This window comes from Neotamlana nanhaiensis (genome assembly GCF_000943555.1).
In the GTDB taxonomy this organism is placed as follows: Bacteria; Bacteroidota; Bacteroidia; order Flavobacteriales; family Flavobacteriaceae; genus Neotamlana; species Neotamlana nanhaiensis.
Map to the genome: position 1 here is coordinate 142,439 of NZ_JTDV01000016.1, position 12,584 is coordinate 155,022.

The following is a 12,584-nucleotide window of genomic DNA, read 5'->3' on the forward strand; positions in this document are numbered from 1 at the left end:
TTAGTTTGTTTGGAGTTGCTAATTTAACAGAAACAAATGAAACTTATTCTACCGTAACAGATTTAGCTAAATTACGTGGCTGATCTACATTTTTATCGAGCATTACAGCAATGTGATATGATAAGAGTTGCAACGGAATTGTAGTTAATAATGGTGTTAAGAATTCCAGGGTTTCGGGAACTTCAATAACGTGGTCGGCAAGGGTTTTTACTTGCACGTCGCCTTCGGTTACAATACCAATTATGTTACCCTTTCTAGATTTTATTTCTTGAATATTACTTACCACTTTTTCGTAATGTCCTTTTTTAGTAGCGATAACTACAATTGGCATATTTTCGTCGATTAAGGCAATTGGGCCGTGTTTCATTTCGGCTGCTGGATAACCTTCGGCATGAATATATGAGATTTCTTTAAGTTTTAGTGCGCCTTCTAAAGCTACGGGGAAATTATATCCGCGACCTAAATACAAACAATTACGCGAATCTTTATAAATGTCTGATATTATTTTGATGTGAGCATCGGATTCTAAAGATTTTTCAACCTTTTTAGGAATCATTTCTAACTCTAGTAAATATTTTCTAAAATCGGAACTACTAATAGTGCCTTTAGCTCTAGCTAAACGCAAGGCCATTAATGTGAGTACTGTAATTTGAGTTGTAAATGCTTTGGTTGATGCGACACCAATTTCGGGACCCGCATGGGTATATGCACCCGCATTGGTTTCTCTTGCAATAGACGAACCTACTACATTACAAACACCAAATACAAAAGCCCCTTTAGATTTTGCAAGTTTTATTGCGGCTAAGGTATCTGCCGTTTCGCCAGATTGTGAAATAGCAATAACCACGTCGTTTTCGTTAATTACTGGGTTTCGGTATCTAAATTCTGAAGCGTATTCAACTTCAACAGGAATTCTAGCTAAATCTTCAAAAATATATTCGGCTACTAAACCCGCATGCCATGAGGTACCACAAGCCACAATAACAAACCGATTGGCATTTAGGAATTTTTTCATGTTATCCTCAACACCTGCCATTTTAATGATGGCTTCGTTACGTAGTAATCTACCGCGGTAAGTATCTCGAATAGCTTTTGGCTGTTCGTGAATTTCTTTAAGCATAAAATGCTCGTAACCACCTTTTTCAATTTGCTCTAAATTAAGCTGAAGCTTTTGTACGTAGGTTGGTACTAAGCTATCGTCTTTAATTTTTCTAACTTTTACGCCTTTTTTACGACTTACTATGGCCATTTCTTCGTCTTCTAAATACACGGCATCTTTGGTGTACTCTAAAAATGGAGAGGCATCACTAGCAATAAAAAATTCGTTGTCGTTTTGGCCAATACCAATAGCTAAAGGGCTTCCAAGTCTGGCAACAACAACTTCTTCTGGTTTATTTTTATCGAAAACGGCAATGGCGTAGGCGCCAATTACTTGGTTTAGGGCTATTTGTACGGCTTGCCCAAGTTTTACGTTTTCTTGTTGTTTTACATCTTCAATAAGGTTAACAAGTACTTCGGTATCGGTGTCCGATTTAAAGGTATAACCTCTGGTTGTTAATTCTTGTTTTAAGGATTCGTAGTTTTCAATAATCCCATTATGGATAATTACCAAATCGCCAGAATTGGAGGTGTGCGGGTGCGAGTTAACGTCGTTGGGTACACCATGAGTAGCCCATCGGGTATGGCCAATGCCAACAGTACCTTGTTTGGTAATTTCGGCTTCTACACGTGCTTCTAAATCGGATACTTTTCCTTTTGTTTTCGAGACGTTTAGTGTTTTACCATCGTAAAGTGCAATACCAGCACTATCGTAACCGCGGTATTCTAATCGTTTTAAACCTTCAATAATAATTGGGTAGGCGTCTCTATGGCCAATGTATCCTACAATTCCGCACATAATGTTTAGTTTTTACGTTTATTAGTTTGGGGCTAAACTAAAATGTATTTTTAGTTAGGTTCGGTAAAAAATATTTTAAGTTTTAATTTTCGGTTTTCATTAGTTGCGTTACTGCCGTGTAAAATAGTACCTCTTGGAGAAATAAATGTTGCAGCAGGAATGCCTATAACTTCATCTTCACTATTTAATATTTCGGCATTATCGGTATAGTTTACGTTGTTTGAAATTACTAAACCAATTTTGGTGTTTTCGGTTTCCGAATCGCTTAATAATAAATTGTAAAAATGATCGGTTAAACGAATTTTGTACATTCCCGAAATAGTATCGCGTTGGCTTAAACTAATTATTCGAGAGTTTACTGGTGTTGAGGTGTTTGCCGAAAGATCGTTTACGTAATCGTATGTATATGTGTTGTTAATTATGTCGTAGGCATAAATACGATCATATCTGTGATAATTTTCGCCGTACGGATTTGTGTTAATTAAAGAGTCTTCGTAAACCTCTAAATGCACTTCGTTAATTAATTTTGCAAGATTGTCGTCGCCGTTTAAAAATTCATCTTTAAAAGCTTGCACACCGTTAGGGAATAAATCTACAATGGCCATCGAACCTGCTTGACCTTTTAGGTATAATTTATCGTCGCCTTCGGTTTTGTTAGGCGTAGGTATAGTTACCAAATTGTAATTGTTTATAATAGGATTTACAATATTTCCAGTAAAAGTCAACACGTAAGTCCCATCTGTTCGTTCGCCTTCGGTTGTAGAGTCTTTAGTGTAGTTTATGGTAATGCTAGCATCGGTTGAAGCTAAATTTAATAAAGCCATACTACCGTCTCCATTGGTTGATTCGGCTTTAATGTATAAACCTCTAAAGTACTTTTTAAATTTACTTAGGTTGTTTAATTCCTCGGCGTCTTGTTGTGCAATAAAGGTATTGTACCAAAAACTTAAATCATCGGGGTTAGTAATAGTGTGTCTTAGTGCCGGAGCAGCATAGGTTGTATCTGTATCTGTAATTATTTGGATGCTTTGTTCGCTAGGTTTAAATTCGGGGATTTCTAAAAGTTTTTCCTTTGCGTGTTCATCAAAGTTAATGGTAAAGGTGCCTGTAAACATTGAGTTTTCTGAACTGTTAGAATTCGAAAAATAATTTTGTATACTATTATCTTCCGAATTAGGATTGCCATCTCTTAAAAAATAGTCGTTTTGGTAAACAGAAAGTTTAATAGGAGCCGATGTGTTTCCGTAAATGGAATCTAATTGGTATTCGGCATTGCCATCGGTGTCGTAATTTACAATGGTACTGTAATAAGGAATGTTTAAAACAACAGATTCTATCTCTGGGTTTGTTCCAAAATCTGGACTATAAGTAGAAGGCGTAACCTGTGCCACAATACTAGCCGATGTTAGTCCGTAAGCAGGATCGTTAAAAACACCTAACATGTTGGATGATAAGCTGTTAATTTGTACCGAGTCTAGCTTTTTATTGTAAGCAACAACAGGTAGTTCTTTAAATTTTGTAGAAAAATTTGTGTTGTCTTTTCCTAAAACGTCACTTTCTATTACGTTAAAATCTCTATCACAAGCAATAAAAAATGCTGCAAGTATTAAAAAAGCAACAGGAAACTTAAGGGCATTAAAATTCTTTTTCATAGATTTTTATAAGAAATGCTGTTTAGCTTAAAACGGAATTATTAAAAAATGTTGTATAAGCTTCACCAAATTCGTCTCTACTTTTGTATTCTAGTGTTGGTTTGTCTGATGCTTTTATATGAGCATCAAGCTCATCAGGAATGTTTTCAGATCCTACAATTAGGGCATCCGATTGATCGATAGCCACCTTCATTAAGTTATTGTACGTCGGTTTATCTAAGGTTTTTATCGCGTCTTCATCAATATTATCAAACTTAATTTTGTTAATTAAATCGTTGTTTAACATATCGTCGAAACTTTGGTTGTAAACCGAGGTAACAATTTTACTATCGGTAAATAAAGGCTCGTCTTTGTAATATTCTTTCAAATAAAGTGGCAATAAGGCCGCTAACCAGCCATGAACATGGATAATATCTGGAGACCAGTTTAATTTTTTTACGGTTTCAATAACACCTTTTGCAAAAAATATAGCACGTTCGTCGTTATCTGGGAATAAATTACCATCTTCGTCGGTTAACGTCGCTTTACGTTTAAAATACTCGTCGTTATCAATAAAATAAACCTGAATGCGCTCTTTAGGTATCGATGCTACTTTAATAATAAGTGGCATGTCCAAATCATTAATTACCAGGTTTATACCAGAAAGGCGTATTACTTCGTGTAACTGATGTCTGCGTTCGTTAATGTTGCCGTATCGAGGCATAAAAATACGAATTTGTCCACCTTGTTGATTCACCAATCTAGGCGATTCAAAAGACATAGAAGAAATTTCGGTTTCGGGTAAATAAGGCACTACTTCAGATGATACATACAATATCCTCTTATCTTTCATATGTTTGTTTTTGTTGACTGATAACGATTTTTATTAAACCGTTAGTAATTATTGATTTGTTTTTTATCGAATTAAAAAGCTCATTCTTTCTAATTTCAGCATAAAAAACATGCAAAACTACAAAAATTTATGCTAATTGGCTGTAAAATCTTAAGTTTGCACCCGTTAATTTTTTATTAAAGCGTGGAAATTTACAATAAAAAACAAGAGATTATAGCTGCAGTTGCGGCATTAAAGCAAAAGGGAATGAGTCTGGGGATGGTGCCAACTATGGGCGCTTTACACGATGGGCATTTGCAGTTGGTGAAACGGGCTTTAGCCGAAAATCAAAAAGTAGTCGTTAGTATTTTTGTTAACCCAACGCAGTTTGATAATAACGATGATTTAGAAAAATACCCAAGGACACTAAACACCGACGTGGCTCTTTTAAAAACATTAAGCGACGAAGATATTTTGGTTTACGCACCTACGGTTGATGATATTTATGAAGGTAATACCGTATCTGAATCGTTCGATTTTGATGGTTTAGAACACGAAATGGAAGGTAAGTTTCGTCATGGTCATTTTGATGGTGTTGGTACTATTGTAAAACGCTTTTTTGAAATTGTAATGCCAGATCGCGCATATTTTGGTGAAAAAGATTTTCAGCAATTAGCCATCATTAAAAAAATGGTAGAAAAGCATAATCTTCCCGTTAAAATTGTAGGATGCGATATTTACAGAGAACCAAGTGGTTTGGCTATGAGCTCACGAAATACAAGGTTAAAACCAGCATATAAAGAAGCAGCGCCATTTATTTACAAAACCTTAAAATCTGCCAGAGCGCATTTTGGCACAAAAAGTGCTACATTAGTTATGCAATGGGTAACCAAAGCATTTGCCGAACATAATTTATTAAAGTTAGAGTATTTTATAATTGCCGATGCCGAAACCCTTAAGCCTGTTCAGCGAAAATCTGATAAAAAGAAATATAGAGCGTTTATAGCGGTATATGCCGATGATATACGATTAATAGATAATATCGCACTAAATTAATTATCTTTGCCACATGCAAATTCAAGTAGTAAAATCTAAAATTCATAGAGTTAAGTGCACCGGCGCAGAACTCAATTATATTGGTAGTATAACTATTGATGAAGACCTTATGGAAGCGGCCAATATTATACAAGGCGAAAAGGTTCAAATTGTAAATAATAATAATGGCGAACGCTTAGAAACTTATTGTATTCCTGGACCACGAAATAGTGGCGAAATTACATTAAACGGTGCAGCAGCCAGAAAAGTAGCCTTAGGCGATACGTTAATTTTAATTACCTATGCGTTTATGGATATTGAGGAAGCAAAAACCTTTAAACCTTCCTTGGTTTTTCCAGACGAAGCCACCAATTTACTTAAATAGTTTCTTTTGAAATTAAACATAAAAAGTATTTTAAAAATTGCACTCCCATTAATTTTGGGAGTTTTTTTAGTTTGGTACTCGTTGTCTCAAATTTCAATTGAGGAATTAATAAAATACTTTAAAAAAGCCGATTATACCTATGTTATATTAGGTATGGTTTTAGGGCTGTTAAGTCATTTTTCAAGAGCTTATCGTTGGCGATTTCAACTAGAACCCATGGGGTACAACATTAGGTTTGGCAATAGTATTATGGCTGTGTTTGCTACGTATTTAATAAACTATACCATACCTAGAGCAGGCGAAGTGGCTCGTGCTTCAATTTTAACAAATTACGAAAATGTACCTTTCGAGAAAGGCATTGGTACCATTGTTGCCGAACGCGTTGCCGATATGGTTATTATGTTAAGTATTATAGCCATTACCCTTATGCTCGAGTTCGATTTTATTTACGGGTTTTTAATCGAAAAATTCAATCCTTTAAAGTTAATTATAGCCGCTGTTGGAGGTCTGGTGTTTTTAGCTTTAATTGTTTGGCTAATCAACAAAAGTAAATCTAAATTCGCCTTAAAAGTTAAAGGCTTTTTAAGCGGACTAATAGAAGGTGTTTTAAGTATTTTTAAAATGAAGAAAAAATGGGCGTTTATAGGGCATACGCTTTTTATTTGGCTTATGTATTTACTCATGTTTTATGTAACTTCATTTGCATTACCTGAAACACGTAACCTCCCAATAGCGGCACTTTTAATAGCTTTTATAGCCGCAAGCTTTAGTATAGCAGCTACAAATGGAGGTATTGGTTCGTATCCAGAAGCAGTAGTTTTAGCCTTTACATTATTTAGTATTCCAGAAGACCCGAGTAGAGCTTTTGGTTGGGTTATGTGGGCATCTCAAACCCTAGCCATAATTGTTTTTGGCGGGTTTTCGTTAATTTATTTGCCTATTTTTAATAGAAAAAGCCAAAAAACTGCGATTTAAATCTAGTTTTTATAGCTATCTTAATTTTTACTAACTTGCATTGTTAAATCTCAAATCTTTAAAAATGAAGAAAAATACGTTAATCTTTTTGCTTTTCGTTTGCTCTATTTTATATGTTGAAGCTCAAGTAAAATACGAAATTTTTCAATCGGAAAAATTACGCGATAAACGCGAACTAAAAATACAATTACCTCGAGGCTACAATCCCGATAGTAATAAAACCTATCCGTTATTTTTAGTATTAGACGGCGATTATATGTTTGAGGCCGTAGCAGGAAATACCGATTATTTTTCGTATTGGGAAGATATGCCAGATGCTTTGGTGGTTGGTTTAAACCAGTCGCAAACACGTTTCGACGATTGTATGTATTCTCAAATGAGTTCGCTGCCCTCTGAAACGGGTGCTGTATTTTTCGAGTTTTTGGGTATGGAACTTATTCCGTATTTAGAACGTAATTTTAAAGCAGGTAGCTTTAGGGTTGCCGTTGGGCATGGTAGTACCGCCAATTTTATAAATTACTATTTGTTAAAACCAAACCCCGTTTTTCAAGGCTATATTTGCATTAGTCCAGAGTTAGCACCAAATATGTTAAATTATATTCCAGAGGTTTTAGGTAAAACCGAATCTAAAATATTCTATTATTTAGCTAACACAAAAGAAGATATAGGCAGCATAGTTGAAATGACAAACGCCTTAAATACCGATTTGCAAAGTGTTACCAACCCAAATGTAAATTATAATTTCGATAGTTTTGAAACAACCTCGCATTATGCGGTGCCAACACATGCCATTCCTAGCGCTATTGAAAGTATGTTTAAAGTATTTCAACCTATTTCTAGAAAAGAATATAAAGAAGTTATTTTAGAGTTAGATGGTTCTCCGGTAACCTATCTTGAAGATAAATACAAAACCATTCACGATTTATATGGTATTAAAAAAGAAATATTGATAAACGACTTTAAAGCCATATCTGCAGCTATTGAAAAAAATGAATTGTTTGAAGATTACGATAGACTTAGTAAATTAGCAAAAAAAGATTATCCAGAATCCTTATTAGGAGGATATTACGAAGGACGCTTTTTGGAAGAAACAGGAAAACCAAAAAAAGCCATGAAAGCTTACCAAGCAGCGTTCGATCTTGAAGAAATTGCAGGAATTACAAAAGATGATGTTTTACAACGTGTAGAAACTATTAAAGAAGATTTTGGATTTTAATGGCAAAAGTTAAAACTAGTTTTTTTTGCCAGAGTTGTGGTACACAATTTTCTAAATGGCAAGGGCAATGTAATGCTTGTAAACAATGGAATACTATTGTTGAAGAAGTTATACAAAAACCAGAAAAAAACGATTGGAAATCACCTTCAACTAAATTAAAAAAAGCATCAATACCGTTACGAATTAACGATATTGATTCGACAAAGGAAACCCGATTAAATACTTTAGATAGTGAATTTAATAGAGTTCTAGGTGGTGGTATGGTACCTGGGTCGGTTACCTTATTGGGAGGCGAACCTGGTATTGGTAAAAGTACCTTATTGCTTCAAATTTCGTTACAGTTACCTTATAAAACCTTATATGTTTCGGGCGAAGAAAGCCAAAAACAAATTAAAATGCGTGCCGAACGTATTAAACCAGATAGCGAAAATTGTTTTGTGTTAACCGAAACCAAAACTCAAAATATTTTTAAGCAAATTGAAGCTTTAAAACCCGATGTCGTTATAATAGATAGTATACAAACCCTGCATAGCGATTATATCGAGTCGTCTTCTGGAAGCATTTCTCAAATAAAAGAGTGTACTACCGAGCTTATTAAATTTGCAAAAGAAACGGCTACACCAGTAATTTTAATTGGTCATATAACAAAGGATGGCAATATTGCGGGACCAAAAATTTTGGAACATATGGTTGATACGGTTTTACAGTTTGAAGGAGACCGAAACCATGTGTTTAGAATTTTACGAGCGCATAAAAACCGTTTCGGGTCTACCAACGAGCTTGGTATATACGAAATGCAAGGTAGCGGCTTACGCGAAGTTACAAATCCATCCGAAATTTTAATATCAAAAAAAGATGAAGATCTTTCGGGAAATGCCATTGCAGCAACACTCGAAGGTATGCGTCCATTAATGATAGAAGTACAAGCGCTTGTAAGTACTGCGGTTTATGGTACGCCGCAACGTAGTGCCACAGGGTTTAATGCTAAACGCTTAAATATGCTGCTTGCTGTATTAGAAAAACGAGCAGGCTTTCGTTTAGGAACAAAAGATGTGTTTTTAAATATTACGGGAGGTATTTCGGTTGACGATCCAGCTATCGATTTGGCTGTTGTAGCGTCCATATTATCGTCAAATGAAGATGTTGCTCTACCAAAAGATGTCTGTTTTGCTGCCGAAGTTGGCTTATCTGGAGAAATTCGTCCTGTACAACGTGTTGAACAACGCATCTTAGAAGCCGAAAAGCTTGGGTTTTCAACAATTTACGTATCTAAATACAACAAAATAGCACTTAAAAAAGCTACAATAAAAATTCAGCTATTGTCAAAAATTGAAGATTTCGTATCGCAATTAGCTTAAAGCAATAATATTTTTAGATTTTTATTAAAATACGTATTTTATCGAAAAAAATACGCATTATATCGATAATTAATTAGGTTGTATGGCTTTTTTTGTTTAACATTGTATCAGATTTTATCATTTTATAAAATTGATTAATTGAAAGTATTCTTCCCTCAGCTCATTTTCAATTAATATTTTCAAGTGTTTTAGTATCACATAATTATTGGTTTTAATGGTGGTTTCATAACATTGCGTAATTACATTTTACTAATAACAGTTTTGTAAAATTTTAAAGTTGAATTTTGATATCCCAAATCTATCAAAAATGACAACAAAGCTACATTTCTGCATGCTTATAGCATGCTTAGTATTTAATGGACTAGTCTCTCAATCCAACGCACCCAGTATTCAATCTGGAGTAGATTTTAGGTGGAGCGACACGCAAAACGATCGTAGAGATCCTGCGACAATTCAAAGTATTGTTGTAAATAATTTGGTTTATGACATATACAATATTCCTTCTAGCTACGAACTAACACAACTAGGTGTCGATGGTCATGCCGTAAATTTTATTAAAAATAATGGAACTAATATTGAAACAACTAGTGCTAGTGCTAGTTGGAATGACTCAGCATTATCTGCATATCAAGATCAAAATTTAAACCATTATTTTATTTCTAACGGAAATGGAGATAATGTTTGCGACGATTTTTCTGCGGCTTCAGCAACTACAGATTCTCAAAAACAAACGCTAACTTATGGGAGTGGTGTAATAGCCAGTTCAAGCAGTATCCTGGCCATTACAGAGCGTAATGCTAATAATTGTTATTATTTAGAGCTTTTTGGGACACTCTCAGGAAGTGCCGTAGTACAATCGCTTGGTAAAACCTTTGTTAATCAAACAACAACTGAATGGGGTTTTGGTGGTACTGGTACTGGTAGCGGTGATATGGGGACACCAGGAGCGGTAAATCCGCCACCTGCAGGATCAGATTATTGGTTAAGCGATCGCGTTACAGAAAATAGAGGAACCATTGGTATTGCTCTTTTTTACCTAAATGATATTGCTCCAATTGGCTCAACCATTACCAGTGTTGTACTTACTGGCGCTACCCAAGATCATGGCGATGGGAAAGTATTTATTTTAACACTCGCAGATCAAGATGACGATGGTTATAGCGATATTGACGATTTAGATGATGATAACGATGGTATTTTAGATACTGATGAAATGGATTGTTCCCATTTAAACGATGGTAACGGAAACGGTTCTGCCACATATGTCGATAATATTTATTGGTTCGATTGGTCTGGGATTTTAGATAACGGTATACAAAACGGCGATACAAAAAACTTTACCTTACCAGATGGTACCATTGCAACAGCTACTTTTTCTGGGGTTAATGCCGATGCTAGTTTAATGCTTGCTCGAAGCATGCAAACTTGGTCTGGAGCCGAACTATGGAAATATTACGATGCTAGTAATTCTGGTGGCGATTGGTCTATTTATAACGATACGCAAGCGGGAGTTTCAGCAAATTTCACCGTTACTATTACAACAGATACTGGGCAAAAATTAGATTTAATAGTTGCCGATGCCGAAACAACCGATGTGAATAATATTGGCGCATCTGATGAAAACGACGAAGAGTATCACTTAACAACAAATGGTGGTAATTGGGAAATTCTAGAGTATTATGGTTCGGGTACAAATTATACTATAAATGGTGTAGGTACAGGTACTGTTGAGGCTCATGGTATAAATGCTAACGTTACAGCACCATTGTTTCGATCGGTAGATGCAACCACTTTAGATGTTTTTATTGAAAGCGAACCTAACGGAAAACAAGGTCTGGCTATTGGTGTTTTTCTTGAATGTTCTTTTAAAGATACCGATAACGATGGCATCCCCGATCATTACGATACAGATAGTGATAACGATGGTTGTCCTGATGCTTTAGAAGGTTCTGCTCCTAATAGTCAAATTAACCATAGTAATTTAGATGGAAATGACGAAATTACAGGAAGTCAAGATTCAAACGGCGTTCCAAGTACCGCAAGTGGAGGTCAAGGAGTAGGAAGTAGTACCGATGCTATGGTACAAGCTTCCGAATGTAGCCCTTGCGATCCTAATCAACCAGATTATGTAGATACGGATGGAGATGGTATTGGTAATGCCTGTGATTTAGATGATGATAACGATGGTATTTTAGATGTTCTAGAAATGAATACTCCAACTGGATACATTGATTTAGGGCAAACTTTTAGCGATAATACGTCAACATCTGGAGTAATAAATAACGTTTACTCTTTTGCTTCAAATTTTGCAAATTTTAATTACAGCCTAGAGGGAAGCGCTACATGGGGTTCTGGAGTTAGTTCGGCTACTATAGCTGGAATAACTGGATATTATATGAATTTACAAATTAGAAATTCTGATTTTGTAAATGGAGATCTTGGAGTTTATGTTTTTGAATTTGATGAACCAGTTTACAATTTAAACTTTAAAATGGGAGGTTTCGATTTTGAAGATAGAGCGGATTTTGAAGCCACCTTAAATGGAATAAATTCTCGGGTTAATATTACAGATATTAATTTAGGTGCAAATGGTACATTATCTAATCAAACTGTTGTAGGTTCTGCTACAACTGCTGGTAATGCTCCGGCAAACAGTGTAGAAGTTACAATATATGGCCCAATTGATAAATTAGTTATTCGAACGGCAAAAAACAATGGAAATGCAAACAATGTAACCTTACAAGTTTATGAATTATCTTATTCTACTGAAATCCATACGGATTTAGATGGTTTTCCAAATCATTTAGACCTGGACAGCGACAACGACGGTATCCCCGATAACGTAGAAGCGCAACCCACGGTAGGTTACGTACTACCAACCTATGGTTACGATAGCAATGGCGTAGATAACAATTATCCAGGCGGTTTAGCATTAGTAGATACCGACGGCGATGGTACCCCAGATTACATTGATTTAGATGCCGATAACGATGGCATCCCCGATATTGAAGAAAATGGAATGGCTAATACCAGTACCGCAGCCGATGTTGATGGCGATGGTTTAAATAATGCTTTTGAAACCAATGGAGTAAATGATGCTAGTTTAGATGTAAATGAAGATATTGAAGATCCAACAGATTTAAGTATTTTACCAGATGCCGATGGCGATTTATTAGCGGGTGGAGATTTAGATTATAGAGATGCAATAGATGTTTTTATTGCCTCTGCCACAATAGATTTTGATGGTATAGACGA

At 35.4% G+C, this 12,584-nt stretch carries 9 protein-coding genes; 6 read left to right on the plus strand and 3 right to left on the minus strand.

Features of this window, described 5'->3' with window-relative positions:
- Positions 1–43: 43 nt before the first annotated feature.
- From glmS to PK35_RS15880, 3 genes are read right to left on the minus strand one after another with little or no spacing between them, the layout of a single operon-like run.
- Positions 44–1,897: a glutamine--fructose-6-phosphate transaminase (isomerizing) gene (glmS, locus tag PK35_RS15870; protein WP_044627557.1), complete on the minus strand. Its 1,854-nt coding sequence runs from the start codon at positions 1,895–1,897 to the stop codon at positions 44–46.
- 50 nt (positions 1,898–1,947) lie between these two features.
- On the minus strand, positions 1,948–3,549 hold the full coding sequence (locus PK35_RS15875; protein WP_044627558.1) for a BamH family beta-barrel-assembly machinery protein: 1,602 nt from the start codon (positions 3,547–3,549) through the stop codon (positions 1,948–1,950).
- 22 nt (positions 3,550–3,571) lie between these two features.
- A complete protein-coding gene (locus tag PK35_RS15880) occupies positions 3,572–4,381 on the minus strand; it encodes a glycogen/starch synthase (RefSeq protein ID WP_044627559.1) in 810 nt (269 codons plus the stop codon).
- 183 nt (positions 4,382–4,564) lie between these two features.
- On the opposite strand from PK35_RS15880, the gene panC reads away from it, so the two are divergent.
- From panC to PK35_RS15910, 6 genes are all read left to right on the plus strand, one after another.
- Entirely contained in the window at positions 4,565–5,416 is an 852-nt protein-coding gene (panC, locus tag PK35_RS15885) for a pantoate--beta-alanine ligase (RefSeq protein ID WP_044627560.1), read from the plus strand.
- 13 nt (positions 5,417–5,429) lie between these two features.
- Positions 5,430–5,780: an aspartate 1-decarboxylase gene (gene panD, locus PK35_RS15890; RefSeq protein ID WP_044627561.1), complete on the plus strand. Its 351-nt coding sequence runs from the start codon at positions 5,430–5,432 to the stop codon at positions 5,778–5,780.
- Between the two features lie 6 nt (positions 5,781–5,786).
- Positions 5,787–6,755 (plus strand): lysylphosphatidylglycerol synthase transmembrane domain-containing protein, encoded by a 969-nt coding sequence (locus PK35_RS15895; RefSeq protein WP_044627562.1) that lies wholly within the window; start codon positions 5,787–5,789, stop codon positions 6,753–6,755.
- A 64-nt stretch (positions 6,756–6,819) separates the two neighbouring features.
- Positions 6,820–7,971 carry an alpha/beta hydrolase gene (locus PK35_RS15900; protein WP_044627563.1) on the plus strand — a complete coding sequence of 384 codons (1,152 nt, stop codon included), beginning with the start codon at positions 6,820–6,822 and terminating at the stop codon, positions 7,969–7,971.
- Positions 7,971–9,329, plus strand: coding sequence for a DNA repair protein RadA (gene radA / locus PK35_RS15905; RefSeq protein WP_044627564.1), 1,359 nt, complete (start codon positions 7,971–7,973; stop codon positions 9,327–9,329). Before PK35_RS15900 ends, radA begins: the two co-directional genes overlap by 1 nt.
- 307 nt (positions 9,330–9,636) lie before the next feature.
- Positions 9,637–12,584 (plus strand): CshA/CshB family fibrillar adhesin-related protein (locus PK35_RS15910; RefSeq protein WP_044627565.1); only part of this gene is annotated, 2,948 nt, incomplete at its 3' end.

Coding starts and splice junctions, on each gene's coding strand:
- glmS (WP_044627557.1), bottom strand. CDS start 1,897: ATGTGCGGAATTGTAGGATACATTGGCCATAGAGACGCCTACCCAATT.
- PK35_RS15875 (WP_044627558.1), bottom strand. CDS start 3,549: ATGAAAAAGAATTTTAATGCCCTTAAGTTTCCTGTTGCTTTTTTAATA.
- PK35_RS15880 (WP_044627559.1), bottom strand. CDS start 4,381: ATGAAAGATAAGAGGATATTGTATGTATCATCTGAAGTAGTGCCTTAT.
- panD (WP_044627561.1), top strand. CDS start 5,430: ATGCAAATTCAAGTAGTAAAATCTAAAATTCATAGAGTTAAGTGCACC.
- PK35_RS15900 (WP_044627563.1), top strand. CDS start 6,820: ATGAAGAAAAATACGTTAATCTTTTTGCTTTTCGTTTGCTCTATTTTA.
- radA (WP_044627564.1), top strand. CDS start 7,971: ATGGCAAAAGTTAAAACTAGTTTTTTTTGCCAGAGTTGTGGTACACAA.